General features: G+C 71.2%; 25 protein-coding genes. 12 read left to right on the top strand and 13 right to left on the bottom strand.

Features of this window, described 5'->3' with window-relative positions:
• Positions 1-136: 136 nt before the first annotated feature.
• Positions 137-595, top strand: a complete 459-nt coding sequence (locus tag ABZ098_RS21835) for a GNAT family N-acetyltransferase (protein ID WP_356593520.1) — start codon at positions 137-139, stop codon at positions 593-595.
• Here ABZ098_RS21835 and ABZ098_RS21830 read toward each other — a convergent pair.
• The 4 genes from ABZ098_RS21830 to galT all read right to left on the bottom strand — a co-directional run bounded on the left by ABZ098_RS21830 (position 585) and on the right by galT (position 4,642).
• On the bottom strand, positions 585-1,373 hold the full coding sequence (locus tag ABZ098_RS21830) for a hypothetical protein (RefSeq protein WP_356593518.1): 789 nt from the start codon (positions 1,371-1,373) through the stop codon (positions 585-587). The two genes, ABZ098_RS21835 and ABZ098_RS21830, sit on opposite strands and share 11 nt — an antisense overlap.
• 88 nt (positions 1,374-1,461) lie before the next feature.
• Positions 1,462-2,616, bottom strand: coding sequence for a galactokinase (gene galK / locus ABZ098_RS21825; protein ID WP_356593516.1), 1,155 nt, complete (start codon positions 2,614-2,616; stop codon positions 1,462-1,464).
• The gene (galE, locus tag ABZ098_RS21820; RefSeq protein ID WP_356593514.1) at positions 2,616-3,584 is read right to left on the bottom strand and encodes a UDP-glucose 4-epimerase GalE; all 969 of its coding nucleotides are present in this window, start codon (positions 3,582-3,584) and stop codon (positions 2,616-2,618) included. The genes galK and galE overlap by 1 nt, the downstream gene beginning before the upstream one ends.
• A complete protein-coding gene (gene galT / locus ABZ098_RS21815; protein ID WP_356593512.1) occupies positions 3,581-4,642 on the bottom strand; it encodes a galactose-1-phosphate uridylyltransferase in 1,062 nt (353 codons plus the stop codon). Before galT ends, galE begins: the two co-directional genes overlap by 4 nt.
• Positions 4,643-4,753: 111 nt before the next feature.
• Here galT and ABZ098_RS21810 point away from each other — a divergent pair, with 111 nt between their 5' ends.
• Positions 4,754-6,451, top strand: coding sequence for a sodium:solute symporter family protein (locus ABZ098_RS21810; protein ID WP_356593783.1), 1,698 nt, complete (start codon positions 4,754-4,756; stop codon positions 6,449-6,451).
• A 20-nt stretch (positions 6,452-6,471) separates the two neighbouring features.
• On the top strand, positions 6,472-6,771 hold the full coding sequence (locus tag ABZ098_RS21805; protein WP_356593510.1) for a hypothetical protein: 300 nt from the start codon (positions 6,472-6,474) through the stop codon (positions 6,769-6,771).
• Positions 6,772-7,112: 341 nt separating this feature from the next.
• On the opposite strand, the gene ABZ098_RS21800 is transcribed toward ABZ098_RS21805, so the two are convergent.
• The 8 genes from ABZ098_RS21800 to rsmI form a co-directional block, all read right to left on the bottom strand.
• Positions 7,113-7,814, bottom strand: coding sequence for a LuxR C-terminal-related transcriptional regulator (locus ABZ098_RS21800; protein WP_356593508.1), 702 nt, complete (start codon positions 7,812-7,814; stop codon positions 7,113-7,115).
• A 218-nt stretch (positions 7,815-8,032) separates the two neighbouring features.
• Entirely contained in the window at positions 8,033-9,835 is a 1,803-nt protein-coding gene (locus ABZ098_RS21795) for an ABC-F family ATP-binding cassette domain-containing protein (protein WP_356593506.1), read from the bottom strand.
• 49 nt (positions 9,836-9,884) lie between these two features.
• A complete protein-coding gene (locus ABZ098_RS21790; RefSeq protein WP_356593504.1) occupies positions 9,885-10,784 on the bottom strand; it encodes a 4-(cytidine 5'-diphospho)-2-C-methyl-D-erythritol kinase in 900 nt (299 codons plus the stop codon).
• Positions 10,781-11,662: a 16S rRNA (adenine(1518)-N(6)/adenine(1519)-N(6))-dimethyltransferase RsmA gene (gene rsmA, locus ABZ098_RS21785; protein ID WP_356593502.1), complete on the bottom strand. Its 882-nt coding sequence runs from the start codon at positions 11,660-11,662 to the stop codon at positions 10,781-10,783. Before rsmA ends, ABZ098_RS21790 begins: the two co-directional genes overlap by 4 nt.
• Positions 11,663-11,742: 80 nt before the next feature.
• Positions 11,743-13,119, bottom strand: coding sequence for a ubiquitin-like domain-containing protein (locus tag ABZ098_RS21780; protein WP_356593500.1), 1,377 nt, complete (start codon positions 13,117-13,119; stop codon positions 11,743-11,745).
• Positions 13,120-13,194: 75 nt separating this feature from the next.
• A complete protein-coding gene (locus tag ABZ098_RS21775) occupies positions 13,195-14,115 on the bottom strand; it encodes a TatD family hydrolase (RefSeq protein ID WP_356593498.1) in 921 nt (306 codons plus the stop codon).
• Between the two features lie 46 nt (positions 14,116-14,161).
• Positions 14,162-14,560, bottom strand: coding sequence for a hypothetical protein (locus ABZ098_RS21770; protein ID WP_356593496.1), 399 nt, complete (start codon positions 14,558-14,560; stop codon positions 14,162-14,164).
• A gap of 234 nt (positions 14,561-14,794) precedes the next feature.
• Positions 14,795-15,655, bottom strand: coding sequence for a 16S rRNA (cytidine(1402)-2'-O)-methyltransferase (rsmI, locus tag ABZ098_RS21765; protein ID WP_356593494.1), 861 nt, complete (start codon positions 15,653-15,655; stop codon positions 14,795-14,797).
• Positions 15,656-15,740: 85 nt separating this feature from the next.
• On the opposite strand from rsmI, the gene ABZ098_RS21760 reads away from it, so the two are divergent.
• The 3 genes from ABZ098_RS21760 to ABZ098_RS21750 all read left to right on the top strand — a co-directional run bounded on the left by ABZ098_RS21760 (position 15,741) and on the right by ABZ098_RS21750 (position 21,083).
• The gene (locus tag ABZ098_RS21760; RefSeq protein ID WP_356593492.1) at positions 15,741-17,480 is read left to right on the top strand and encodes a phospholipid carrier-dependent glycosyltransferase; all 1,740 of its coding nucleotides are present in this window, start codon (positions 15,741-15,743) and stop codon (positions 17,478-17,480) included.
• Between the two features lie 199 nt (positions 17,481-17,679).
• Positions 17,680-19,302, top strand: coding sequence for a penicillin-binding transpeptidase domain-containing protein (locus tag ABZ098_RS21755; RefSeq protein WP_356593490.1), 1,623 nt, complete (start codon positions 17,680-17,682; stop codon positions 19,300-19,302).
• A 95-nt stretch (positions 19,303-19,397) separates the two neighbouring features.
• On the top strand, positions 19,398-21,083 hold the full coding sequence (locus ABZ098_RS21750) for a penicillin-binding transpeptidase domain-containing protein (protein ID WP_356593488.1): 1,686 nt from the start codon (positions 19,398-19,400) through the stop codon (positions 21,081-21,083).
• Positions 21,084-21,096: 13 nt separating this feature from the next.
• Here the strand turns inward: ABZ098_RS21750 and ABZ098_RS21745 are convergent, their stop codons facing one another.
• On the bottom strand, positions 21,097-21,444 hold the full coding sequence (locus ABZ098_RS21745; protein WP_356593486.1) for an SsgA family sporulation/cell division regulator: 348 nt from the start codon (positions 21,442-21,444) through the stop codon (positions 21,097-21,099).
• A gap of 168 nt (positions 21,445-21,612) precedes the next feature.
• Between ABZ098_RS21745 and ABZ098_RS21740 the strand changes: the two genes are divergently transcribed.
• The 6 genes from ABZ098_RS21740 to ABZ098_RS21715 all read left to right on the top strand — a co-directional run bounded on the left by ABZ098_RS21740 (position 21,613) and on the right by ABZ098_RS21715 (position 26,387).
• Positions 21,613-22,656 carry an energy-coupling factor ABC transporter permease gene (locus ABZ098_RS21740; RefSeq protein WP_356593484.1) on the top strand — a complete coding sequence of 348 codons (1,044 nt, stop codon included), beginning with the start codon at positions 21,613-21,615 and terminating at the stop codon, positions 22,654-22,656.
• A gap of 1 nt (position 22,657) precedes the next feature.
• Entirely contained in the window at positions 22,658-23,419 is a 762-nt protein-coding gene (gene cbiQ / locus ABZ098_RS21735) for a cobalt ECF transporter T component CbiQ (RefSeq protein ID WP_356593482.1), read from the top strand.
• A complete protein-coding gene (locus ABZ098_RS21730; protein ID WP_356593480.1) occupies positions 23,407-24,168 on the top strand; it encodes an ABC transporter ATP-binding protein in 762 nt (253 codons plus the stop codon). The genes cbiQ and ABZ098_RS21730 overlap by 13 nt, the downstream gene beginning before the upstream one ends.
• Positions 24,165-24,626: a MarR family transcriptional regulator gene (locus ABZ098_RS21725; RefSeq protein ID WP_356593478.1), complete on the top strand. Its 462-nt coding sequence runs from the start codon at positions 24,165-24,167 to the stop codon at positions 24,624-24,626. The genes ABZ098_RS21730 and ABZ098_RS21725 overlap by 4 nt, the downstream gene beginning before the upstream one ends.
• 107 nt (positions 24,627-24,733) lie before the next feature.
• Positions 24,734-25,180 carry an organic hydroperoxide resistance protein gene (locus ABZ098_RS21720; protein WP_356593476.1) on the top strand — a complete coding sequence of 149 codons (447 nt, stop codon included), beginning with the start codon at positions 24,734-24,736 and terminating at the stop codon, positions 25,178-25,180.
• A gap of 46 nt (positions 25,181-25,226) precedes the next feature.
• Positions 25,227-26,387: a serine hydrolase domain-containing protein gene (locus ABZ098_RS21715; RefSeq protein WP_356593781.1), complete on the top strand. Its 1,161-nt coding sequence runs from the start codon at positions 25,227-25,229 to the stop codon at positions 26,385-26,387.
• Position 26,388: the final 1 nt, after the last annotated feature.

Genomic DNA, 26,388 nt, shown 5'->3' with positions numbered 1-26,388 from the left:
CTACCCCCACTTCGGGCGCCGTACCCGACTGTCTCGCCCCCTGATCAGCACCGGCCCCCACCGGTGCTGTTCATCAGGGTACGGCCGGGGGGCAGGAGCGGAAGGTTATTTGCAGAACTGGCTGTCCGGTGCGTTTATGGTGAGCCGCATGTTTCGTCTGGAGACAGAAGTCGACAAAGCCCGGCAGGATCTGCTCCGCAAACGGCTGCGGGACGCCAACACGGCCGCCTCCCCGGTCCTGCGCGCACTGCGCGGAACCCCAGGTGAACGGGAACTTCCGCTCCACGTCTGGGCGTTGGACGACTCCGGCGCGCTCGCGGGCGGACTGGTCGGCCACACCTGGACGAACTGGCTGCACGTGACCTACCTGTGGGTCGACGGACAACACCGCGGGGCGCGCCTGGGTTCGCAGTTGCTCGCACGCGCGGAGCGCCTGGCCCGGCGCGGCCGGGGCTGCACCGCGGCACGCGTGGAGACCTGGGACTTCCAGGCGCCGGAGTTCTACAAGAAGCAGGGGTACGAGGTGGTGTGCGTGATCCCGGACTATCCGCCGGGGATCACGGAGTACACGCTCACCAAGCGGCTCACCGTCTGAAGCGCCACGAGCCCGGCTCGTCCGCCGGTTCCAGGCCCAGCTCCCCGGCGATGCCGGCCGCGCGGCGGTGGGGGACGTCGGGGTAGTGCCCGGGGTGGACCTCGATGACCCCGTGGTCGTCGGCCGAGGCCGTGCGCAGTGCCTCGCGGAGGATGTGTTCCTGCTCCGCCAGCCGGGCCCGCTCCTCCCGTCGACGGGCTACGGACGCGCCCCGGCGGCCCGTTGCCGCGACGACGCCGAGCGCGATCAGCACGAACGCCCCCGCGCCCAGGACGTCTCCGGTCGCGCCTGTGTCGCCCGGGAGGCGGGGGCGCAGGACGCCCGCGGGGTCCGCGAGCACGGTGACGGTCTGCCCGACGGCGAAGCTGCCGGATCCGGCCTGGAGGGCGGGGCCCGGGAGCCTGGTGCCGTCGCGGCGCGCGAGGGCGTAGTCGTAGGTGTCCGCCTCCCGCCCCCGGTCCGGGGCGGGCCAGTCCCGTACGACGGTGGCGGTGATCCGTTCGCCCCGGCGCTCCAGGGTGAGGTCGTCGCGGGCCAGGTCGGCGATGTACACGGCCGCGAGCGAGGCCCCCACCACCAGCAGCGCCGCGGACAGGCCCGTCTCGTCCGCGCACAGCTTGGTGAGCAGGACGGCGAGGAGCACCCCGTGCGCGATCCACAGGGGCACCAGGAGTCCGTAGCCCTGGTGGTCGGCCAGGACGAAGAAGCCGGCGATCGCGGCGAGCGCGTAGCAGCCGATGCCGATCGCCGACAGGATGCGAAGGCGCCCTCGACTCACGCTCCGACGCTACTGGGGCGTATGTCAGGGAGAGGCCCGGCTTTCCCCAAGTTCGGATCAAGCCGGGCAAAACAGCGGTCAGCCGGTCTCAGACCAGGCGCCGCGCCCCTGCCGAGGGCACCGCCTCGAACACCCGCGGAGCGGTGAACTCGGCCGCCGCGAAGGCCTCTTGGACCGCCTTGGTGATGGTCTCGACGTCGGCCGCCTCGGCCAGCACGATCGCCGAGCCGCCGAAGCCGCCGCCGGTCATCCGGGCGCCCAGGGCGCCCGAGGCGAGGGCGGTGTCGACGACCAGGTCCAGTTCCGGGCAGGAGATCCGGAAGTCGTCGCGCAGGGAGGCGTGTCCGGCGACCAGCACCGGGCCGATCGCGCGGGTCTCGCCCGACTCCAGCAGGGCGACGACCTTCTCGACCCGCTCGTCCTCGGTGACGACGTGCCGGACCAGGCGTACGGCCTCCTCGTCGTCGCCGAGCCTCGCGAGGGCCGCGTCGAGCTCGCCGTAGGGGATGTCCCGCAGCGCGTCCACGCCGAGCAGGGCCGCGCCCCGCTCGCAGCCCGCGCGGCGCTTGCCGTACTCGCCCTCGTTGTGGGCGTGCTTGACGCGGGTGTCGACGACCAGCAGGACCATGCCCTCGGCGGCGAGGTCGAAGGGGATCTGCTTCTGGCCGAGGTCCCGGGTGTCGAGGAACAGGGCGTGACCGCTCTCGCAGCAGGCGGACGCGGTCTGGTCCATGATCCCGGTGGGGGCGCCGACGTAGACGTTCTCGGCGCGCTGGCACAGCCGGGCCAGCTGCCAGCGCTGGAGGCCGAGCTCGTACAGGTCGTTCAACGCGAGCGCGACGACGACCTCCAGGGCCGCCGAGGAGGACAGGCCCGCGCCCGCCGGGACCGTCGAGGCGAGGTGGACGTCGGCGCCGGTGACCGGGTGCCCGGCCTCGCGCAGCGCCCAGACGACACCGGCCGGGTAGGCGGTCCAGTCGCGGTCGCTCTCCGGGGCGAGGTCGTCGAGGCGGAGTTCCACGACACCGCCCTCGACGTCCGAGGAGTGCAGGCGCAGCACGCCGTCCTCGCGCCGGGAGACGGCCGCGACCGCGGTGTGCGGCAGCGCGAAGGGCATCACGAAGCCGTCGTTGTAGTCGGTGTGCTCACCGATGAGGTTGACGCGGCCCGGCGCCGACCAGACACCCTCGGGCTCGGTTCCGTAGAGCTCGGTGAAACCGTCCCTGACCTGCTGTGCCGCCACTACTGCTCCCTTGCTGCGCTGATGCTCTGTGCGAACTCCCACGCGTCCGCGACGATCCCCGCGAGATCCGCGCGGGACGGGTTCCAGCCCAGCTTCTCGCGGGCGGTGGCGGCGGAGGCGACCAGGGTGGCCGGGTCGCCGTCCCGGCGGGGGGCCACGACCTCGGGGATCGGGTGGCCGGTCACCTTGCGGACCGTCTCGATGACCTGGCGGACGGAGAAGCCCTCGCCGTTGCCGAGGTTGCAGATGAGGTGCTCGCCCGGCTGGGCGGCCTTCAGCGCGAGGAGGTGGGCCTCGGCCAGGTCGGCGACGTGGATGTAGTCGCGGACGCAGGTGCCGTCCGGGGTCGGGTAGTCCTCGCCGAAGACCGAGATCGCCTCGCGCCTGCCCTGGGCGACCTGGAGGACCAGCGGGATGAGGTGCGACTCCGGGTCGTGCCGCTCGCCCTGACTGCCGTAGGCGCCGGCGACGTTGAAGTAGCGCAGGGAGACGGCACCCAGGCCGTGCGCGTTCGCCTCGCTGGTGATCATGTAGTCGACGGCGAGCTTGGAGGCGCCGTACGGGTTGGTGGGCTTCGTCGGCGCCGACTCGACGATCGGCACCTCCTCGGGCTCCCCGTACGTGGCGGCCGTGGAGGAGAAGACGAGCTTCTTGACGCCGGCCTCGCGCATGGCGCCGAGCAGGGCCATCGTCCCGCCCACGTTGTTGTCCCAGTACTTCTCGGGCTTCACGACCGACTCGCCGACCTGCGAGGACGCGGCGAAGTGGAGCACGCCGTCGAAGGAGGGGTCCAGCCACTTGGCGGCGTCGCGGATGTCGCCCTCGATGAAGGCGGCCCCGGCCGGGACGCCCTCGCGGAAGCCGGTGGAGAGGTTGTCGAGGACGACGACCTCGTGGCCGGCCTCAAGGAGGTGCTGGGCCACGACACCGCCGACGTATCCCGCGCCACCTGTCACCAGGTACTTCATGAACTCGCTACCTCTCGCAGTCGCTGTGCCGCGGCTTCCGGTCGGATGTCGTTGATGAAGACGTTCATGCCCGACTCGGAGCCCGCGAGGAACTTCAGCTTGCCGGACGTGCGACGAATGGTGAAAAGCTCGAGATGCAGCGCGAAGTCGTCGCGGTTGACGCCCTCGAACTCCTCCAACTGCCCGAACGGCGCCTGGTGCCAGGCGGCGATGTACGGCGTCGGAGGCTCACCTTCGCCGAAGATCCGGTCGAAGCGCCTCAACAGTTCCAGATACACCTTGGGGAACTCTGTGCGGGCGTCCTCGTCGAGGCCGAGCAGGTCCGGCACCCGGCGCTTGGGGTAGAGGTGCACCTCGTAGGGCCAGTGCGCCGCGAAGGGCACGAAGGCCACCCAGTGCTCGCCCTCCAGGACGAGCCGCTCGCCCGCCAGCTCGCTCTCCAGGACGGCGTCGAAGAGGTTCTCCCCTCCGGTCGCCTCCTTGTGCGTCGCGAGAGAACGCAGCATCAGGGCGGTGCGAGGCGTGGTGAAGGGGTAGGCGTAGATCTGGCCATGGGGGTGACCCAGGGTCACACCGATCTCCGCACCCCGGTTCTCGAAACAGAAGACCTGCTCCACGGAGGGCAGATGCGACAGCTCCGACGTCCGGTCGGTCCACGCGTCCAGGACGAGCCGTGCCTGCTCCTGCGTGAGGTCCGCGAAGGACGCGTTGTGGTCCGAGGTGAAGCAGACGACCTCACAGCGCCCCGAGTCGCCGGCCAACGAGGGGAAACGGTTCTCGAAGACCACGGCGTCGTACGACGAGTCCGGGATCTCGCTCAGCCGCTCACCCTGCGAGGGGCACAGCGGGCACTCGTCCTTGGGCGGGTGGTAGGTGCGCCCCTGCCGGTGCGAGGCGATGGCCACGGAGTCGCCGAGCAGCGGATCACGACGAACCTCGGACGTGGTGACGGTCCGCTCCAGCGGCCGCCGGTCCACGGCGTCGCGGACGGTGTCGTCGCGCAGGTCGTAGTAGATGAGCTCGCGACCGTCGGCCAGCCGGGTCGAGGTCTTCTTCACCGCTGGACTCCTTCACTCAAACATAACTAAACACAAGTAACCATAACCACCCACCCGAGTCAACATCGGAATCAAACAAAGCGCATCAGCCGAGGTGTTGAATTGCTGACTATGCAAAGCCCCACCAACAGCTCATACACCGCATATCTCGCGGCCGAGCTGCGACTCCCCACCAACTGGCTCGACTACACGATCCTCGGCATCTACTTCGTCGTCGTCCTCGGCATCGGCTTCGCGGCCCGCCGCTCGGTGAAGACGAGCCTCGACTTCTTCCTGTCGGGCCGCTCCCTGCCGGCCTGGATCACCGGCCTCGCCTTCATCTCCGCCAACCTGGCCGCCACCGAGATCCTGGGGATGGCCGCCAACAGCGCGCAGTACGGCGCCTACACGGTCCACTGGTACTGGATCGGCGCCATCCCGGCCATGGTCTTCCTGGGCCTGGTGATGATGCCCTTCTACTACGGCAGCAAGGTGCGCTCGGTCCCCGAGATGCTGCTGCTGCGCTTCGACAAGTGGGCGCACCTGCTCAGTTCGGCCCTGTTCGCCTTCGCGGCCATCCTGATCGCGGGCGTGAACCTGTACGCCCTCGCGATCGTGGTCGAGGCCCTGCTGGGCTGGCCGCAGTGGGTGGCCATCGTCGTGGCCGGCGCCTTCGTCCTCGCCTACATCACCCTCGGCGGCCTGTCCTCCGCGATCTACAACGAGGTCCTCCAGTTCTTCGTGATCCTGGCGGCCCTGATCCCCCTGGTCGTCCTCGGCCTGAAGAAGGTCGGCGGCTGGGACGGCCTGACGGACAAGCTGACGGCGGAGCACGGGGCGAACTTCACCACGGCGTGGGGCGGCACGGGCATCGGCAGCGCCAACCCGCTGGGCGCGAACTGGCTGACGATCGTGCTGGGTCTCGGCTTCGTGCTGTCCTTCGGCTACTGGACGACGAACTTCGCGGAGGTCCAGCGGGCGCTGTCGGCGAAGAACCTCTCGGCGGCCCAGCGCACGCCCCTCATCGCCGCGTTCCCGAAGATCTTCATCGTGTTCCTGGTGATGATCCCGGGCCTGACGGTGGCCGCCCTGATCCCCGGCTTCGGCACCCCCGACTCGGGCTACCAGTACAACGACGCCATCCCGTACCTGATGGAACAGCTCCTGCCGAACGGCGTCCTCGGCATCGCGGTCACCGGCCTCCTGGCGGCCTTCATGGCGGGCATGGCGGCCAACGTGTCCTCCTTCAACACGGTGTTCACCAACGACATCTGGGGCCGCTATGTGCACAAGGGCCGTGAGGACGAGTACTACGTCCGCTTCGGCCGCCTGATCACGGTGATCGGAGTCTGCGCGTCGGTCGGCACGGCGTTCCTGGCGTCCTCCTTCTCGAACATCATGAGCTACCTCCAGACGTTGTTCTCCTTCTTCAACGTGCCGATGTTCGTCGTCTTCATCGTCGGCATGTTCTGGAAGCGCGCGTCCGCCAAGTCCGGCTTCTGGGGTCTGCTGGCCGGCACGGTCGCGGCGATGGTGAACTACTTCTGGATCTACAAGCAGGGCATCATCGACATCCCCTCCGACCAGGGCGCCAACTTCGTCTCCGCGATCGTGGGCTTCGTGGCCGGTGCGGTGGTCATGGTCGCCGTGTCCCTGTTCACCGTGCCCAAGCCCGCCGACGAACTCCAGGGCCTCGTCTACGGCACGACGTCCCCCGGCATGTCCGAGCCCCCCGCCGTCGGCGACGACGCCTGGTACCGCAGGCCGGCCCTGCTGGGCTGGGGCGCGGTCGTCCTGGCCGCCGCCTGCTACATCCCGTTCTCCTTCTGATCCCGGAGGCTTGAGCAACCATGTCCGAACACGACGTCCAGCGGGAAGTCTCCGAACTCCAGGCCAAGTCGGCGACGGCTGCCCGCATCTTCGACCTGCGCCGCATCATCGGCGGCCTGTTCGTGCTCTACGGCATCATCGTCACGATCGCCGGCATCAACCCCTCCGACTCCTCCCTCGACAAGTCGGAGGGCGTCAACATCAACCTCTGGACGGGCCTCGGGATGCTGGCCCTGGGCATCTTCTTCCTGGTGTGGCTGAAACTGAAGCCTGCGGCGCCGGTGCAGGTGGAGACGCCTGAGGAGCAGGACGGCGCCTAGGGGGGTGCCGGGTCGGGTTGTCTGGCGGGTGCGGGCGCGTTGCGGCTGGTCGCGCAGTTCCCCGCGGGGCCGCTGCGCTGGGCTTGGGCGGGGCGCCTAAGGGGGTGCCCGGTCGGGTGAGAGGGCGGGTGCGGGCGCACTGTGGCTGATCGCGCAGTTCCCCGCGCCCCTGGGGGGGCTGCAGTCAGCCCGGCCCTGCCCGATCCGTCACCGAGCCTCACGCGCCACACCCCACCGGAGCCGCGGCTGCGCCGCAGGCGTTCAGGGGCGCGGGGAACTGCGCGAAACGCCCGCCCCCACCGGCCCGCAGACGCCCGACCGCCTCAGCTGCCCGACCCCACCTACCCCTGCTCCACCGCCGGAGGCTGAGGCTGTGGGACTGGCCCCGCCCGGTCCAGCAATCCCGTCCGGGCCGCCAGTGCCGCCGCCTCCAAGCGCGACCCCACCCCCAGTTTCATCAGCACCCGCTGCACATGCGTCCGCGCGGTGGACGGCGCTATCCCCATCCCCGCCGCGATCAGCCGCGTGTCCTCCCCGTCGGCCACCCGCACCAGCACCTCCACCTCCCGGGGCGTCAGCATCTGGAGCAGCCGCTGCCCCTCGTCGTCGGGCTGGGCCGCGGGGTTCAGCAGTTCACTGAACGCGCCCTGGAGCAGCTGCGGAGCGACCGCCGCCTCCCCCGCCCGCGCCTTCATGATCGCCCGCTCCACGCCCTCGATGCGCTCGTCGTGCCGCACATAGCCGGAGGCCCCCGCGGCGAAGGCGGCGGCGATCCCGCGGGGGCTCGGCACCGGCCCCAGCACCAGCACCGCCACCTGCGGCCGCTCCCGCTTGATCTTCACGACCGGGTCGAACATCCCCGGCTCGGCCGGCGTGGCCGTCCCCAGCAGGCACACCTCGGGCGCCCGGCTGATCACCAGCTCCGCCGCCCCCGCGGCGGGCGCCGCCGCCGCGAGCACCCGGTGCCCGCGCAGTTTCAGTGCCGAGGCCAGCGCCTCGGCGAGCAATCGGTGGTCGTCGACCACCATGAGCCGAACTCCCATCGAGCAACCCCCCAGTCCCCCCAATGGATCCGCGTGAATGCCCCACCATGGATGCCCACTGATCCGCACAGGCGGAGGCCCTCTCCCGGCACCCCCGCCCTTCATGCCCCCGGAAGCTACACGCTAGTTCGACGTTGCGCTTCCCCTACCGGTGAGAAGTGTCCCGGAAGTGCTGAATTCCTGGCTTTCCTGTCGTTCGAGGAGGATGTGCCGCACCTTCACGCGTCCTCGGCCAGCTCCAGCCACCGCAGCTCCAGTTCCTCACGCTCCCCGGCGAGATCCCGCAGTTCGGCGTCGAGGGAGGCCACCTTCCCGAAGTCCGTGGCGTTCTCGGCGATGGCCGCGTGCAGCTTCGTCTCCTTCTCGGAGATCTTGTCGAGCTGCCGCTCGATCTTCTGGAGCTCCTTCTTCGCGGCCCGCTGGTCGGCGGAGCTCTTCTCGACGGCGGGCTTCTCCACCACCGGCGCCGAGGCGGCGGCCGCCTCCTCCATCCGCTGCCGTCGCTCCAGGTACTCGTCGATGCCCCGCGGCAGCATCCGCAGGGTGGCGTCCCCGAGCAGCGCGAACACCCGGTCGGTGGTCCGCTCGACGAAGAACCGGTCGTGGGAGATGACGATCATCGAGCCGGGCCAGCTGTCGAGGACGTCCTCCAGCTGCGTCAGCGTCTCGATGTCGAGGTCGTTCGTGGGCTCGTCGAGGAAGAGGACGTTGGGCTCGTCCATCAGCAGCCGCAGCAGCTGGAGCCGCCGCCGCTCACCGCCGGACAGGTCCCCGACCGGCGTCCACTGCTTCTCCTTGTTGAAGCCGAAGGTCTCGCAGAGTTGTCCGGCGGTCATCTCGCGCCCCTTGCCGAGGTCCACGCGCTCCCGCACCTGCTGGACGGCCTCCAACACCCGCAGCGCCGGGTCGAGTTCGGCGACCTCCTGCGAGAGATAGGCGAGCTTGACGGTCCGGCCGACCACGACCCGCCCGCTCGCGGGCTGCTTCTCGCCCTCGGTCCGCGCGGCCTCGGCCATGGCCCGCAGCAAGGAGGTCTTCCCGGCGCCGTTGACCCCGACGAGACCGATCCGGTCCCCGGGGCCGAGCTGCCACGTCACATGCTTGAGCAGGACCTTGGGCCCGGCCTGGACGGTGACGTCCTCCAGCTCGAAGACGGTCTTGCCGAGCCGAGAGGAGGCGAACTTCATCAGCTCGCTGCTGTCCCGCGGCGGCGGCACGTCGGCGATGAGCTCGTTGGCGGCCTCGACGCGGAAGCGCGGCTTGGACGTACGGGCGGGGGCTCCGCGCCGGAGCCAGGCCAGCTCCTTGCGGACCAGGTTCTGCCGCTTGGTCTCCTCGGTGGCGGCGATCCGCTCGCGCTCGGCACGCGCGAAGACGTAGTCGGAGTACCCGCCCTCGTACTCGAAGACGTCGCCCTTCTGCACGTCCCACATGCGCGTGCAGACCTGGTCGAGGAACCACCGGTCGTGGGTGACGCACACGAGCGCGGACCGGCGCTCGCGCAGGTGCTTCGCCAGCCAGGAGATGCCCTCGACGTCGAGGTGGTTGGTGGGCTCGTCGAGGACGATCAGGTCCTGTTCCTCGATGAGCAGCTTGGCCAGCGCGATACGGCGGCGCTCGCCACCGGAGAGCGGCGCGATGACGGTGTCGAGTCCCTGCGGGAAGCCGGGCAGGTCGAGCCCGCCGAACAGTCCGGTCAGCACGTCACGGATCTTGGCGTTGCCGGCCCACTCGTGGTCGGCCATGTCCCGGATGACCTCGTGCCGGACGGTGGCGGTCGGGTCCAGGGAGTCGTGCTGGGTGAGGACCCCCAGGCGCAGTCCGCCGGAGTGCGTGACGCGCCCGGTGTCGGCGTCCTCCAGCTTGGCGAGCATGCGGATCAGGGTGGTCTTGCCGTCGCCGTTGCGGCCCACGACGCCGATGCGATCGCCCTCGGAGACGCCGAGCGAGACACCGTCCAGCAGGGCACGGGTGCCGTACACCTTGCTGACGTTCTCGACATTGACCAGATTGACGGCCATTTCTCTCCTGCCCAGGGGGATCGATCGACCCTCCAGGGTAGTCCGCCCGCTACGGCCGGATCACCGTCGCACCCGGCACGGGCCCTGACGCCGTGCGCACGGTCCGGCAGGTGCCGGAGGCGAGCAGCGCGTCCGCGATCTTCGCCGCGGACTCGGCGTCGCGGGCGAGGAACGCCGTGGTGGGGCCGGATCCCGAGACGAGCCCGGCGAGGGCGCCCGCGGCGCTGCCGGCGGCGAGGGTGTCGGTGAGCTCGGGGAAGAGGGAGAGGGCGGCGGGCTGGAGGTCGTTGGAGACGGCGGCGGCGAGCGCGTCCGGGTCGCCGCCGGCCAGGGCGTCGAGCAGGTGCTCGGAGGCGACGGGCGCGGGGACGTCGAGGCCCTCGGTGAGCCGGTCGAACTCACGGAAGACGGCCGGGGTCGACAGCCCGCGCTCCGCCACGGCGAAGACCCAGTCGAAGCTGCCGCCGACCTCCAGCGTCCTGAGCTTCTCCCCGCGTCCCGTCCCGAGGGCGGCCCCGCCGACCAGGCTGAACGGCACGTCACTGCCCAACTCGGCGCAGATGTCGAGCAGTTCCGCACGGGAGGCGCCGGTGCCCCACAGCGCGTCGCAGGCCAGCAGCGCGCCCGCGCCGTCCGCGCTGCCGCCCGCCATGCCGCCGGCGACGGGGATGTCCTTGGCGATGTGGAGGTGGACGGCGGGATCGAGACCGTGGCGCTCGGCGAGGGCGATCGCCGCGCGGGCCGCCAGATTCGTGCGGTCCAGGGGGACCTGGGCGGCGTCGGGACCCGCGCAGGTGACGCGGAGCTCGTCGGCGGGCGTCACGGTCACCTCGTCGTGGAGGCCGACCGCGAGGAAGACGTTGGCCAGGTCGTGGAAGCCGTCGGGGCGGGCGGCGCCCACCGCGAGCTGGACGTTGACCTTGGCGGGGACGCGGACGGTGACGCTCACTGCTGGACCGGCTCCTTGTTCGGTGCGTGCTCGGCGATCCGCGCGAACTCCTCGACGGTGAGCGCCTCGCCGCGGGCCTGGGGCGAGACCCCGGCCGCCACGAGGGCCGTCTCGGCGGCCGCCGCCGAACCCGCCCACCCGGCGAGCGCGGCCCGCAGGGTCTTGCGCCGCTGGGCGAAGGCGGCGTCGACGACGGCGAACACCTCGCGCTTCGACGCGGTCGTCCTGATCGGCTCGGTCCTGCGGGTGAGCGCGACGAGCCCGCTGTCGACGTTCGGCGCGGGCCAGAAGACGTTGCGGCCGATCGCCCCGGCCCGCTTGACCTCGGCGTACCAGTTGGCCTTCACGGACGGAACGCCGTACACCTTCGAACCGGGTGCCGCGGCGAGCCGGTCGGCGACCTCCGCCTGGACCATGACGAGGGTGCGCTCGATGCTCGGGAAGGTGTCGAGCATGTGCAGCAGCACGGGTACGGCGACGTTGTACGGGAGGTTCGCGACGAGTGCCGTAGGCGATGGGCCGGGGAGGTCGGTGACGTGCATCGCGTCCGAGTGCACCAGGGCGAAACGGTCCGCGCGGGTAGGCATGCGGGCGGCGATCGTGGCCGGCAGTGCGGAGGCGAGTACGTCGTCGATCTCCACGGCGGTGACGCGGTCCGCGGTCTCGAGGAGCGCGAGGGTGAGTGACCCGAGGCCGGGGCCTACCTCCACGACCACGTCGTCGTCCCGGACGTCAGCGGTGCGGACGATCTTCCGGACCGTGTTCGCGTCGATCACGAAGTTCTGGCCGCGCTGCTTGGTCGGGCGGACGCCGAGGGCTGCGGCGAGTTCGCGGATGTCGGCCGGGCCGAGTAGGGCGTCTGGGGAGGGGCTGCTCACGTGCACAGCCTATCCGCGCACCGGTGGGGGCTGGTCGCACAGTTCCCCGCGCCCCTGAAGGTGGGTCCAGGCCGGCACCCTCATCCGTGCAGTCGGCCGCCGCAGTGCGGCCACGGGCTCGCCCCCCGCCGTACGTACAGCTTCTTGGCCCGGAACGTCTGCTCCGCCGCCGGTGCGTCCTGGGGCCGGCCCGAACCGCCCAGCCCCTGCCAGGTCCGCGTGTCGAACTGGTACAGCCCGCCGTACGTGCCCGAGGGGTCCACCGCGTTCGGGCGGCCCCCGGACTCGCAGTGCGCCAGGCCCTGCCAGTTCAGGTGGTCGGCGCCCTGGACGGACGTCGGCCTCGGCCTGGTCCCCACCCGCACGATCTGCGTCCGGGGCTCCCGCACCACCTCGACCCTGGTCCGCCGCGGCTTCTGCCGGACCCCGTTGACGGTCCGCAGGGAGTAGGTGACCCGCCGCACCCCCGGCGCTCCCGACTGCTCCACGACCTCCGTGCCCTTGAAGAGGGAGGAGTCCTCGCTCCGTTCCTCCCGGAAGGGGATCTGCTCCTCGCGCACTTCCCTGGACCCGGTGATCCGCAGCACCGTGACGGTCTGGCCCTCGCGGGGAAAGCTGCCCGGCGCCACCGAGGTGGTGTCCATGCCCCTCAGCGTGACCCCGGCCTCCTGGACGGCGTCGGCCACGGTCGCCGCGTTCGTGCGGATGGTGCGCGCCCGGCCGTCGGCCATGATCGTCACGGTCCGCTCGGTCCGCACGTCCAGGGCGAGCCCCTCCCGCCCGATCCGCCGGGAGCGCGAGGTGGACACGTACGCGCCCTGCGCACGCACCCCGAGCTGCTCGAGCGCCCCGTCCACCGTCCGTGCCGTGGTCCACACCTCACGCCGGTGCCCGTCGAGCGTGAGCCGCAGGGGACGCCCGTAGCGCACCGCGACCTCGTCGCCGCTGGCGAGCTGTTCGCCGGGGGCGGGCGCGACCACGTCGTGCGCGCCCACCGTGACTCCCTCCTCGGCGAGCAGTTCGGTCACGTCGTCCGCGAAGGTGTGCAGCGTCCGGGGCCTGCCGTCGACGGTGAGCTCGATCGCCTTGTCCTCGGCGACGAACGCGGTGGTGCCCCCGGCGAGGAACGCGACGACCAGCGCCTGCGGCAACAGCCGGCGCATCGGGCTCTCCTGGCGCTCCGCGTACCGCGCCCGGCGCCGGCGCGCGGCCCGCCGCCCCACCTCGGCCTGGCGCGGGAGCGGTGCCCGGGGCATCTCGTAGGCGGGCCGGTAAGTGTCCTCGTAGGGCTGGGTGGGTGTCGTGTCCGGCGCCCCGTACACCCCGTGGGCGAGCGTCTGCGTGGTGTCCGGATCGGTCGGCGGCACGCCGTGACCGCCGTACGGCGAGGGCTCGTACGGCTCGGTCGGGCCGTACGTCTCGTAGGCCTCGTACGTCTCGTACTGCGAGTTGCTCACGACGACACGCTCCAGGGGTCCGGATCGGGCCCACAGAACCTAGCGGAGCGGTCGTCACTCTCCAAAGCGACGCGGCTACCCGGAGTTACGTTCGAGGGGGTCGGCGGCCGTTCGGTATCCGAAGGCGCGTGCGGTGTTCGCGGCGAGTGCCGTGGCCAACGCGTCCTCGTCGATGCCGCGCACGGCGGCCATGGCACGCACCGTGACCGGAATGAGATAGGGGGCGTTGGGCCGTCCGCGGTACGGCGCCGGTGTCAGGAAGGGCGCGTCGGTCTCCACGAGGAGGAGTTCGAGGGGCGCCACGGCCACCGCGTCCCGCAGGTTCTGGGCGTTCTTGAAGGTGACGTTGCCGGCGAAGGACATGAAGTATCCGGCGCCGGCGCAGATCTCCGCCATTTCGGCGTCGCCGGAGTAGCAGTGGAAGACGGTGCGCTCGGGGGCGCCCTCCTCCTTCAGCACGCGCAGCACGTCGGCGTGGGCGTCCCGGTCGTGGATGACGAGCGCCTTGCCGTGCCGCTTGGCCATCTCGATGTGGGCGCGGAAGGACGCCTCCTGCGCCTCCTTGCCCTCCGGGCCGGTGCGGAAGTGGTCGAGGCCGGTCTCGCCGACGCCCTTGACCTGCGGGAGGGCGGCCAGGCGGTCGATCTCCGCGAGCGCCTCGTCGAGCGCCCCGGTGCCCCCGCCCTCGCGCGCCCCCTGCCGGGACCAGCCGTCGGGGTCGCCGTGGACGATCCGGGGCGCTTCGTTGGGGTGCAGGGCGACGGTGGCGTGGACGGCGTCGTACCGGGCCGCCGTCTCGGCCGCCCACCGGGAGCCCCGTACGTCGCAGCCGACCTGGACGACCGTGGTCACCCCGACCGACGCGGCTTTCGCGAGTCCGTCCTCCACGGTCCCGTCCTGCATGTCCAGGTGGGTGTGGGAGTCGGCGACCGGGACCCGCAGGGGCTCGGGGAGCGGCGGGGCCGCGTTCTTGTCGCGGGGGCTGTTCGAAGGCATGCCCCGATCCTACGAAAGGGGCATGCCCACCCGGATGCCGGAGCGGTCAGCTCGCCTTGCGCTGGAAGACGTGCAGCAGGTCGGCCAGGTGCCAGTGGTGGTCCGCGCCCGGGACCTGTGTGCCGTCACCGGCCGCCGGCGCCTCGACGGGCCCGGCCGGGGGCGTGCGGTGCTGACCGTGCGCCGCGTCTCGGGCGGAGGCGACCCGGCCGGGCCGCATGATCCGTACGACGTGGTTGTCGCAGTTCGCGCACGTGGGCCTGGAGAGCGGAGAGGGCACGACCCGTCCGTCCGCCGTGTACTGCACGAACTCCCGGCCGTCGCCGTCGACGTGGTGCTCTATCTCGTACGACTGCTCCCATCCGTGCCCGCAGCGCATGCAGGCGAAGGAGTAGGACTCGTTGACGACAGCTGTCGCACCGGGGTGCCCTGCGATCTCACTCATGCCAGCTCCTGTGTGTCCGCTGGTTCGAAGGACGGGAACGTCCCTCACCCCAGTGGACGCCTCCCGGGACCCGATGGCGACAGGCCTGTCGACTGTTGGAGGCGATTTGGTCCTTCCTTGCCGAACGGGCCCGCGGGGCAGCTTGGAGCTTTGCATTCCGATACACGGCTTTGCGAGCACATGGGGCGCACGCTCAGAAGTCATGCGCCCTGCTCAGAGGGGGTGTGACCCACCTCATCCGGTACCTGGGGAAGGGGCGTTCTTCGCCGCGACGACGGCATCGAAAACGACCCTCTTGGGGACCCCGGCCTCGACGGCCACCGCGGCGATCGCCTCCTTGCGGCGCTCCCCCGCCTCCTCCCGCACCCGCACCCTGCGCACCAGTTCCGCGTCGTCGACCTCCCCGGCCCCCTTCTCGGGCGCCCCCTCGACGACGACGGTGATCTCGCCCCTGACCCCTTCCGCGGCCCACTGCGCGAGGGCGCCCAGCTCCCCCCGCTTGACCTCCTCGTACGTCTTGGTCAGCTCCCGGCACACCGCCGCCCGCCGCTCGGCCCCGAACACCTCGGCCATGGCGGCGAGGGTGTCGTCGAGCCGGTGGGGAGCCTCGAAGTACACGAGGGTGCGCCGCTCGTCGGCGACCTCCCGCAGCCGCGACAGCCGTTCACCGCCCTTGCGCGGCAGGAACCCCTCGAAGCAGAACCGGTCCACGGGCAGCCCGGACAGCGCGAGCGCGGTGAGCACCGCTGACGGCCCTGGTACGGCGGTGACCCGGACGTCCTTCTCCACGGCCGCGGCGACCAGCCGGTACCCGGGGTCGGACACCGACGGCATCCCCGCGTCGGTGACGAGCAGCACGCGCGCGCCGCCGAGGAGTTCGTCGACGAGTTCGGGCGTACGGGCGGCCTCGTTGCCCTCGAAGTACGACACGATCCGCCCCTTGGGCGTCACGCCGAGCCCCTGGGTCAGCCGCCGCAGCCGCCGGGTGTCCTCGGCCGCGACCACGTCGGCCCCGGCCAGTTCCGCCGCGAGCCGGGGAGGAGCGTCCGCGATGTCGCCAATGGGGGTGCCCGCCAGGACAAGGGTTCCAGTCACGTCCCCATCCTCCCAGCAGCACCCCGAACCGGACGCATCCGCCCATGCACGGGACTCACACAGCGCGGTTCCTTACGATGGCGCGGTGACCAGTACCGCGTCCTCCACGGACACCCGGCAGGACCAGGCCCCCCAGGACCGGCGGCCGTCGTGGCAGCAGAGGCTGCGCCGTTTCGGCTACACGCCCGAGGCCAGAAGCGATGTGCGCGAGCGCCTGGTGCCGCCCTTCGTCACGCCCAGTCCGCGGATGTGGCAGGTCCTGGGCGTGCCCGGGGGGCTCGCCGAGCGGATCACGCGCTGGTCGGGCTGGCTGGGACCGCTGCTGGTGACGCTGGTGGCGGGGCTGATGCGGTTCTGGAACCTGGGCAGCCCGAAGAAGGTGATATTCGACGAGACGTACTACGCGAAGGACGCGTGGGCGCTCGTCCACCGCGGCTTCGAGCTGAGCTGGGGCAAGAACGCCGACAGCCAGATCCTGTCCTCGAACGGGCACGTCCCGCTGCCGACGGACGCCGCGTACGTGGTGCATCCGCCGGTCGGCAAGTACGTCATCGGGCTCGGCGAGCTGATGTTCGGGTTCGACCCGTTCGGCTGGCGGTTCATGACGGCGCTGCTCGGGACGCTGTCGGTGCTGATCGTGTGCCGGGTGGGCCGGCGGCTCTTCCGCTCCACGTTCCTCGGCTGCCTTGCGGGCGCGCTGATGACCGTGGACGGCCTGGCCTTCGTGATGGCGCGGACCGCGCTGCTCGACGGCGTGCTGATGTTCTTCGTGCTGGCCGCGTTCGCCTGCCTGGTCATCGACCGCGACCGGGCCCGGGAGAAACTCGCCGCCGCGCTGCCGGTCGACTCCTTCGGCCTCGTGCGCCCCGACGCGCACATCGGGGACACCCTGCGCCTGGGGTGGCGCCCCTACCGCTGGCTGGCGGGCCTGCTGCTGGGCCTGGCCATGGGCACCAAGTGGAACGGCGCCTTCTTCCTCATCGCGTTCGGCGTCATGACGGTGCTGTGGGACGTGGGCTCGCGCCGGGTCGCGGGCGCCCGCCGCCCCTACGAGGCCGTCCTCAAGTACGACCTCGGCATCGCGTTCCTCGCCATGGTGCCGGTCGCGGTCGTCACCTACGTCACCTCGTGGATCGGCTGGATCCTCTCGCCCGCGGACGGCACCGGCGGCTACTACCGCAACTGGGCGGCGACCGACGGCAAGGGCGGCAGCTGGACCTTCCTGCCCGACTGGTGGCGCAGCCTGATCCACTACGAGCACGAGGTCTACAAGTTCAACGTCGGCCTGTCCTCGCCGCACACGTACATGTCCAACCCGTGGAGCTGGATCGTCGACGGCCGCCCGGTCTCGTACTTCTACGAGTCCCCCTCGCCCGGCACCGACGGCTGCCCGGTCGACGCGGGCGAGAAGTGTGCGCGGGAGGTCCTGGCGATCGGCACGCCGCTGCTGTGGTGGGCGGCCTGCTTCGCGATCCTGTACGTGCTGTGGCGCTGGTTCTTCCGACGCGACTGGCGGGCGGGCGCCATCGCCTGCGGCATCGCGGCCGGGTACCTCCCCTGGTTCAACTACCAGGAACGCACGATCTTCTTCTTCTACACGATCGTCTTCCTGCCCTTCCTCTGTCTGGCCGTCGCGATGCTCGTCGGTGCCCTGGTGGGGCCTCCACGCGCCTCCGACACCCGCCGCGTGGCGGGCGCCACGGCGGCAGGCGTCCTGGTCCTGCTGATCGCCTGGAACTTCATCTACTTCTGGCCGCTGTACACGGGAACGTCGATCCCGATCGACGACTGGCGGTCGCGGATGTGGCTGGACACGTGGGTCTAGGCCGGTGATCGCAGGCCACGGAGCGGAAATCGTCGGTTGGACGGGCATCCCCATGGGCGCAATGATCCCGGTCGGCGACCGTAGTTCACGTACATGATTGAGCACCCGGCCCGACGGATTCAGAAAACCTTTACCCCACCTGTCACACCTCCCGCTTAGGCTGCCCACAACAACGGGGAATTCGGGGAGGGGGCCATCCATGGCCAAGGGGGTGAAGGTCGCTGTCGTCAGCACGGTGTTCGCCGTGATGGTCGGCGGGGCCGGATACGGCGCGTACAACTTCGTGTCGGCGCTGAGCGACGACGGGAGCGGCGGGGTCGGCGAGACCAAGCGGAGCGGGCCGCCGACCGCCGACGAGATCGAGGAGACCTCAAAGGACTTCTTCGCCGCCTGGGAGAAGGGCGACGCGGCGGTCGCTGGCGCGCTGACGAACAACGGCACGGCGGCCGAGGCCCTGCTGACGGAGTTCGGGACCGACGCCCACATCGGCGAGGTGCGCGTCACGCCCGGCAAGGCGACCGGCGCGACCGTGCCGTACAGCGTGAAGGCGACGGTGTCGTACGACGGCAAGTCGAAGCCGCTCACGTACAGCAGCAAGCTGACCGTCGTGCGCGGGGTGACCACCGGCAAGGCGCTCGTCGACTGGCAGCCCTCCGTGGTGTACCCGAAGCTCCAGCGGGACGACCGGCTCGTCACCGGCGAGTCCGCGAACCCGTCCATCGAGGCGGTGGACCGCGACGGCAAGGTGCTGAGCAAGGAGAAGTACCCGTCGCTGGGCCCGGTCCTGGACGCGCTGCGCGAGAAGTACGGGGACAAGGCCGGCGGCACCCCCGGCATCGAGCTGGTCATCAAGCACCCGGACCAGACCCCCGACACCTCGCTGCTCACCCTCGCCGAGGGGAAGGCGGGCAAGCTCAGGACCACGCTCAGCGCGACCGCGCAGGCGGCCGCCGAGAAGGCCGTGAAGCTGTACAAACAGTCGTCGGTCGTGGCCGTCAAGCCCACCACCGGTGAGGTGCTGGCCGTGGCCAACAACCGTACGGACGCCTTCAACGCGGCCTTCGAGGGCACCAAGGCCCCCGGCTCCACCATGAAGATCATCACCGCCGCGATGCTGATCGACAACGGCGTGACCTCGATGAACGGCCCGGCGCCCTGCCCGGACAGCGCCGTGTGGCAGGGGCAGACCTTCAAGAACCTCACCAACATGGAGCCCAACGAGGGCGCCACCCTCGCCAACAGCTTCATGCGGTCCTGCAACACCGCCTTCATCAAGCTCATCGACGAGAAGCCGCTCACCGACGAGTCGCTGACGCTGGAGGCCCAGAACCGCTTCGGGATCGGCGAGGACTGGAAGACCGGCATCGTCTCCTTCGACGGGAAGGTGCCCCCCATGAGCGGCCCGGACCGCGCGGCGAACGCGATAGGCCAGGGCCAGGTCCAGATGAACCCGCTGAACATGGCCTCGGTGACGGCCACCGCCATCACCGGCACCTTCCGCCAGCCCTACCTCATCTCGCCCAGGCTCGACGACCGCGAACTGGCCACCGCGAAGGGGCTGCCGTACACCACCGCCTCCCAGCTGAAGCAGATGATGCGGCTCACCGCGACCCAGGGCACGGCGGCCACGGCGATGGCCGGGCTCCGCGGGGACATCGGCGCGAAGACCGGTTCCGCGGAGGTCGACGGACAGCAGGTGTCCAACAGCTGGTTCACCGGTTTCCGCAACGACGTGGCGGCGGCGGCCATGACGGAGGAGGGCGGCCACGGCGGCGACGCGGCGGGCCCGATTGTCGCAGCTGTGCTACGAGCCGCAGGCTGACGTCACCCGTGCGGGACAGGGACTCTAGTCTGTTGCAGTCGTTGAGGTGCATGAGGGCAACGGGGACCCTGCAAAGCGCGGAGGAAGCGTAAGTCGTGGGTAACAGAAGGCGCGTCGCCGAGCGACGGAAGACCAGGCCCGCCGTGGTCGCCGGGATGATCGCCGTGGTCGTCGGCGGCGCCGGCTTCGGTGTGTACGCGCTGTACGGCGGTGGAGCGGCGGCCGACGACCGGACGCAGAACACGTCCTCGGCCGCCGACCACAAGCCGAAGGTGAAGACCGGCCCGTTGTCGGCAGCCGAGGTCACCACCACGGCGACCACCTTCCTGACCTCCTGGCAGCAGGGCAAGGTGGGGCCGGCCGCCGCCGCGACCAGCGACACCAAGGCGGCCACCGCTCTCCTGACCGGCTACGCCAAGGACGCCCACATCACCGGCGTCACCCTCACCCCGGGCACCCGCACCGGCGACAAGGTGCCCTTCTCCGTCAAGGCGACGGTGACGTACAAGAGCATGAGCAAGCCGCTCGCCTACGACAGCTCGCTGACCGTCGTCCGCGACACCGGCACCGGGAAGCCGCGGGTGCGCTGGAGCGCCTCGGTCGTCCACCCCGACCTGAAGGACGGGGACACCCTCGTCACCGGCGAGTCCGGGACCCCGCCGATCAAGGCGGTCGACCGGGACGGTGGCGAGATCACCGCGGCCAAGTACCCGTCGCTGGGCACCGTGCTGGACGGGCTGCGCGAGAAGTACGGCAAGAAGGCCGGCGGCAAGGCGGGCATCGAGCTGCGGGTGATCCGCGCGAAGGGCGCCGGTTCCGCCAAGTCCAAGGACTCCGACAAGACCCTGGTGGAGCTCAGCAAGGGCACCCCGGGCACCGTGAGGACGACGCTGAACCCGACGCTCCAGGCGGCGGCCGAGGCGCAGGTCGCCAAGCGGGCGCGGTCCTCCGTCGTGGTCCTGCGTCCGTCGACCGGCGAGATCCTCGCGGTGGCGAACGCGAGCCACGGCTTCAACACCGCCTTCCAGGGCTCCCTGGCCCCGGGCTCCACGATGAAGGTCATCACCTCCTCGCTGCTGATCGAGAAGGGCCTCGCCTCCGCGGACAAGGCGCACCCGTGCCCGAAGTACTTCACGTACGGCGGCTGGAAGTTCCAGAACGACGACAAGTTCGAGATCAAGGGCGGCACCTTCAAGGCGAGCTTCGCCCGCTCCTGCAACACCGCCTTCATCAGCCAGGCGGGCAAGCTGGACAACGGCAGCCTGACCGAGCAGGCCCAGCAGGTCTTCGGCCTGTCCATGGACAACTGGGCGATCGGCGTCCCGTCCTTCGACGGCTCGGTGCCGGTGCAGAGCGCGGCCCAGAAGGCGGCCTCGCTCATCGGCCAGGGCGGGGTCCGGATGAACCCGCTGAACATGGCGTCGGTCTCCGCCACCGTCGAGTCGGGCACCTTCAAGCAGCCCTACCTGGTCTCCCCCTCGGTCGACAACCGCACGCTGGCCACCGCCTCGCGCACGATGTCCTCGGGCACGCTGTCGCAGCTCCGTGAGCTGATGGCGTACACGGCGGGCTACGGCACGGCGGCCGAGGCGATGTCCGGGGTGTCCGGCAACGTCGGCGCGAAGACCGGTTCCGCGGAGGTCGACGGCCAGAAGAAGCCGAACGGCTGGTTCACCGCCTACCGGGGCGACCTCGCGGCCGCAGGCGTCGTCCAGGCGGGCGGCCACGGCGGCGACACGGCGGGCCCGATCGTGGCGGCCCTGCTGAAGATGGGCGGCTGAGCCCGCACCGCGGTCAGTTCCGCACCGGTGCGGCGGCCATATAGGTCCGCCGCAGGAACCTCAGCAGGGTCTTCTGCTCGAACTGCACCACCGACACCCCCTGCGGGGAGTGGAACTCCACCACGGCCTGGACCCGCCCGCACGGCCACACCCGCACCTCACCGCTGCCTGCCGGGGCCCTGAGTCCCTGCTCCAGCAGCGCCCGGGAGAAGGTCCACTCGTGGGTGCCCGGCAGGCCCACCCGTACCGAGCGCGGGTCGGCCTCCGGGTCGTAGCGCAGGACCACCGGGACCGCCTCGTCCTGCGCGATGTCCGCGTCCGAAACGATGTGGGCTCGCGCGTACTGTTCGACTACAGACATCGTGACGGCCCTCTCACGCTGCGTAACCTGTGCGGAAGCTGTGCATCCATTCCTTCCCCAGCGTCGCACATTTCCCGCGTTCCGCCCCCGGGACCGAAAGCCCTCGACTTGCTGTTCGTGGCACAGCTCTCTTGCAAAGAGTTCGCAACAAGCCACTATCATCGAACGGTGCATGTGCCTGACGGATTCATAGACGCCCCCATCTCGGCGGCGACCGGCGTGGTCGCCGCGACCGCCGTCGCGGTGAGCCTGCGCGGCGCCCGCCGTGAGCTGGACGAACGCACCGCGCCCTTGGCGGGCCTGGTCGCGGCCTTCATCTTCGCCGTGCAGATGCTGAACTTCCCGGTGGCCGCCGGAACCAGCGGACACCTCCTCGGCGGGGCCCTGGCCGCGATCCTCGTGGGCCCCTACACCGGGGTCCTGTGCGTCTCGGTCGTCCTGCTCATGCAGGGCATCCTCTTCGCGGACGGCGGCCTGACCGCGCTCGGCGTGAACATCACCGACATGGCCGTCGTCACGACGGTCGTGGCGTACGCCGTCTTCCGCGGGCTGGTGAAGGTGCTTCCGCGTGGGCGCGGTGCGATCACCGCCGCCTCCTTCGTGGCCGCCGTGCTCTCCGTGCCCGCCGCCGCGCTCGCCTTCACCCTCATCTACGCCGTCGGCGGCACCACCGACGTCTCCCTCGGCAAGGTCGCCACCGCGATGATCGGCGTCCACGTCCTCATCGGCATCGGCGAGGCGGCCATCACCGCGCTGACCGTCGGTGCCGTCGTCGCCGTACGCCCCGACCTGGTGTACGGCGCCCGCGGCCTCCGGCAGAAGCTCAAGCTGCGGGTCGGCGGCGAGCTGGTCGACGTGCCGGACACCGCGCCCGTCGCCGCCGCCCGCTCCCACCGCAAGGTGTGGATCACCGGGCTGGTCACCTCCCTGGTCCTCGCCGGGTTCGTCAGCTTCTACGCCTCCGCGAGCCCCGACGGGCTGGAGAAGGTCGCCGCCGACAAGGGCATCGACGCCAAGACCGAGGAGCACGCCACGGCGGACTCGCCGCTCGCCGACTACGGCGTGAAGGACGTGAAGGACGCCCGCCTGTCCGGGGGGCTGGCGGGCGTGATCGGCGTCGGCGTGACCGTGGTCGCGGGCACCGGCATCTTCTGGGCGGTCCGCAGGCGTCGTACGGCCGATGCCTCCCCGGCGAGCACGAGCAGCGTCTGACATGGGGGCGGGGCACGCGCACAGGCTCTACCGGCACGGGCACTCGCCCGTGCACGCCCTGCCGCCGCACACGAAACTCGCGGCGGTCTTCGCCTTCGTGGTGGTCGTCGTCTCGACCCCGCGCGAGGCGATGTGGGCGTTCGGCCTGTACGCCGTCCTCCTGGGCGTCGTCGCGTACACCGCGCGCGTGCCCGCCGGCTTCCTGCTGAAGCGGCTGCTGATCGAGGTGCCGTTCGTGGCGTTCGCGGTGCTCATGCCGTTCGTCGCGGAGGGCGAGCGGGTCGAGGTGCTCGGGCTGTCGTTGAGCGTGAGCGGCCTGTGGGGGGCGTGGAACGTGCTCGCCAAGGGCACGCTCGGCGTCGCCGCGTCCGTGCTGCTCGCCTCCACCACCGAACTGCGCGAACTGCTCCTCGGCCTGCAACGGCTCAAGCTGCCGCCGCTCCTCGTCCAGATCGCGTCCTTCATGATCCGCTACGGCGATGTCATCACCGACGAGATGCGGCGGATGCGGATCGCGCGCGAGTCACGGGGCTTCGAGGCGAGCGGCGTCAAGCACTGGGGCGTCCTCGCGAAGTCGGCCGGCGCGCTGTTCATCCGCTCCTACGAGCGCGGCGAGCGCGTGCACCTGGCCATGGTCAGCCGGGGTTACGCCGGTTCGATGCCGGTCATCGACGAGGTGACCGCGTCCCGGACGCAGTGGTCGTACGCCCTCGCGCTGCCCGTCGCCGCCCTTGTCGTCTGTGTGTTGGGATGGGCCCTGTGAGCACTGCTTCCCTGGAGGTCTCCGGCCTCGCGTTCGCCTACCCCGACGGGCACCAGGCGCTGTTCGGCGTGGACTTCTCGATCGCGCGCGGCGAGCGGGTCGCGCTGCTCGGCCCGAACGGCGCCGGCAAGACGACCCTGGTGCTGCACCTCAACGGCATCCTGAGCGGCGGGGTGGGCACGGTGCAGGTCGCCGGGCTGCCCGTGGACAAGAAGCACATGGCGGAGGTCCGGCGCCGGGTCGGGATCGTCTTCCAGGACCCCGACGACCAGCTCTTCATGCCGACCGTGCGCGAGGACGTGGCGTTCGGCCCCGCGGCGGCCGGGCTCAGGGGGCCCGAGCTGGAGGAGCGGGTGGACCGGGCGCTCGGCCTGGTCGGCATGGCGGAGTTCAAGGACCGGCCCCCGCACCACCTCTCCTTCGGCCAGCGGCGCCGGGTGGCGGTGGCGACCGTGCTCGCCATGGAGCCGGAGATCCTCGTCCTGGACGAGCCCTCCTCCAACCTTGACCCGGCCTCCCGCCGCGAACTCGCCGACATCCTGCGCTCGCTGGACGTGACGGTCCTCATGGTCACGCACGACCTGCCGTACGCGCTGGAGCTGTGCCCGCGCTCGCTGATCCTGAGCGAGGGCACGATCGTCGCGGACGGCCCCACCGGTGGGTTGCTCTCCGACGACGAGTTGATGCGCGCCCACCGTCTGGAGCTGCCCTTCGGATTCGACCCGCGGTCCGTGACAATGGGCGCGTGACGAACGAAGAGGACGCCGGATCACTGCTGCTCGACGACCAGCTGTGCTTCGCGCTGTACGCCGCCCAGCGCGCGGTGACGGCCGCGTACCGGCCGCTCCTCGACGAGCTCGGGCTCACCTACCCGCAGTACCTCGTGCTGCTGGTGCTGTGGGAGCGCGGCGAGACGACGGTGAAGGAGCTGGCGAGCGCCCTGCGCCTCGACTACGGCACGGTCTCGCCCTTGCTCAAGCGGCTGGAGGCGGCGGGGCTCGTGCGCCGGGAGCGCGCGGCGGCCGACGAGCGCTCGGTGCTCGTCGCGTGCACGGCACGCGCGGAGGAACTCAGGGACCGCGCGACGTGCGTCCCCGGCGCGCTGCTGGAGGCCACGGCGCTGGACAGTACGGAGGCCGCGCGGTTGCGCGAGGAGTTGCGGCGGCTCGCGCAACGGGCGGACGCGGCGGCCGAGCGCCCCCGCTGACCTTCTGTTACCCAGGGTTGCTACCCCCTGGTAACCCGACCCCGACCTACCGGCCGGTACCTTGTGCACGATGTACTTGTGCGCACTTCTCCGGGGGGAGACCAGCCATGCTTGAGGAAACCGCCGTCGACACCCGGCCGACGAAGATCATGTACGTGGCCGAGGCCACCGCCCACGGCGGCCGGAACGGCTTCGTCACCAGCCAGGACGGCCAGATCGAGCTGAAGGTCGCGATGCCGCCGGCGCTCGGCGGGGACGGCAACGGCACCAACCCGGAGCAGCTCTTCGCCGCCGGCTACAGCTCCTGCTTCCACAACGCGCTGATCCTCGTCGGCAACCGCGAGGGCTACGACCTGACCGGCTCCACGGTCGCCGCGAAGGTCGGCATCGGCCCCAACAAGCACCGCGGCTACGGCCTCGCGGTCGCCCTGAGCGTCTCCCTGCCGGTCCTCGACGCGGACCTCGCGGCGAAGCTGGTGGACGCGGCCCACGAGGTCTGCCCGTACTCCAACGCGACCCGCGGGAACATCGACGTGACGATTCTGCTTGGCTGAGAGGGGCATCGAGCAAGGCACCGGGCGGCAGCAGGAGGAGTACGGCGTGGACGTGAACGGCGCAGTCGCCGAGGGCTTCGAGCCGGTCAGGGACGTGTTCGCGCGGAACTTCGAGGCGCTCGGGGACCGGGGCGCCGCGCTCGCCGTGTACCGGGACGGGCGCAAGGTCGTCGACCTGTGGGCCGGCACCAGGGACGTCGACGGCACCGAGCCCTGGCGGCGCGGCACCGCGCAGGTCGTGCGCTCGGCGACCAAGGGCGTCGCCGCCGCCGTACCCCTGATGCTGCACCAGCGCGGGGAGCTGGACCTGGACGCGCCGGTGGCCGAGTACTGGCCCGAGTTCAAGGCGCGCGGCAAGGAGCGGGTGTCGGTCCGGCAGGTCCTGAACCACCGGGCCGGGCTGCCCGTGCTCGACCGCCCGCTCACCCCCGAGGAGGCCCTGGACCCGCTGAAGGGATCCGAGGCGGTAGCCGCGCAGGCACCCGTCTGGGAGCCCGGCACGGACCACGGGTACCACGCGCTGACGTACGGCTGGATGCTGGACGAGCTGGTGCGCCGGGTGACCGGGGCCGGGGCCGGTGCGTGGATCGCGCGGGAGATCGCCGGACCGCTGGGGGCGGATTTCTGGCTCGGGCTGCCGCAGGAAGAGGAGGCGGCCGGGCGGACGGGACGGGTGGGCCGTATCGAGGCGCCGGAGCCCACCGGTGCCCTGCGCGCGCGTCCCAAGCGGTCCGTCACCGAGGCCTACGAGGATCCCGGCTCCCTCACCCGCCGTGCCTTCGCCGCGATCACCCCCTTCCCCGACCAGAACGCGCCCGAGTACCGGGCGAGCGCCCTGCCCGCGACCAACGGGATCGCGACGGCCGACGGGCTGGCGCGGATCTACGCGGCGATGGTCGGCGAGGTCGACGGGGTGCGCCTCCTCGACCCGGCCACCGTCGAGCTCGCCCGCACCGAGGAGTCGGCCGGCCCGGACCGGGTGCTCGTCGTGAACACCCGGTTCGGGCTCGGCTACATGCTGCACGGCAGCGCCTCGCCGTTCCTCGGCGCGGGCTCCTTCGGCCACCCCGGCCGGGGTGGCTCCCTCGGCTTCGCCGACCCGGAGACGGGCATCGCCCTCGGCTATGTCACCAACGGCTTCCGCAAGACGGTCACGGCGGACCCCAGGGCGCAGGCGCTGGTCCGGGCGGTGCGGGCGGCCCTGTGAG

It is taken from the genome of Streptomyces sp. NPDC006335 (assembly GCF_040612795.1).
Taxonomy (GTDB): domain Bacteria; phylum Actinomycetota; class Actinomycetes; order Streptomycetales; family Streptomycetaceae; genus Streptomyces.
This window is presented reverse-complemented; position numbering and strand designations above follow the sequence as displayed.

Coding starts and splice junctions, on each gene's coding strand:
- ABZ098_RS21835 (WP_356593520.1), top strand. CDS start 137: ATGGTGAGCCGCATGTTTCGTCTGGAGACAGAAGTCGACAAAGCCCGG.
- cbiQ (WP_356593482.1), top strand. CDS start 22,658: ATGGGGGCGGGGCACGCGCACAGGCTCTACCGGCACGGGCACTCGCCC.
- ABZ098_RS21730 (WP_356593480.1), top strand. CDS start 23,407: ATGGGCCCTGTGAGCACTGCTTCCCTGGAGGTCTCCGGCCTCGCGTTC.
- ABZ098_RS21800 (WP_356593508.1), bottom strand. CDS start 7,814: ATGGGAGTTCGGCTCATGGTGGTCGACGACCACCGATTGCTCGCCGAG.
- ABZ098_RS21745 (WP_356593486.1), bottom strand. CDS start 21,444: ATGTCTGTAGTCGAACAGTACGCGCGAGCCCACATCGTTTCGGACGCG.
- ABZ098_RS21805 (WP_356593510.1), top strand. CDS start 6,472: ATGTCCGAACACGACGTCCAGCGGGAAGTCTCCGAACTCCAGGCCAAG.
- ABZ098_RS21795 (WP_356593506.1), bottom strand. CDS start 9,835: ATGGCCGTCAATCTGGTCAATGTCGAGAACGTCAGCAAGGTGTACGGC.
- ABZ098_RS21810 (WP_356593783.1), top strand. CDS start 4,754: ATGCAAAGCCCCACCAACAGCTCATACACCGCATATCTCGCGGCCGAG.
- ABZ098_RS21755 (WP_356593490.1), top strand. CDS start 17,680: ATGGCCAAGGGGGTGAAGGTCGCTGTCGTCAGCACGGTGTTCGCCGTG.
- galE (WP_356593514.1), bottom strand. CDS start 3,584: ATGAAGTACCTGGTGACAGGTGGCGCGGGATACGTCGGCGGTGTCGTG.
- ABZ098_RS21720 (WP_356593476.1), top strand. CDS start 24,734: ATGCTTGAGGAAACCGCCGTCGACACCCGGCCGACGAAGATCATGTAC.
- ABZ098_RS21775 (WP_356593498.1), bottom strand. CDS start 14,115: ATGCCTTCGAACAGCCCCCGCGACAAGAACGCGGCCCCGCCGCTCCCC.
- ABZ098_RS21770 (WP_356593496.1), bottom strand. CDS start 14,560: ATGAGTGAGATCGCAGGGCACCCCGGTGCGACAGCTGTCGTCAACGAG.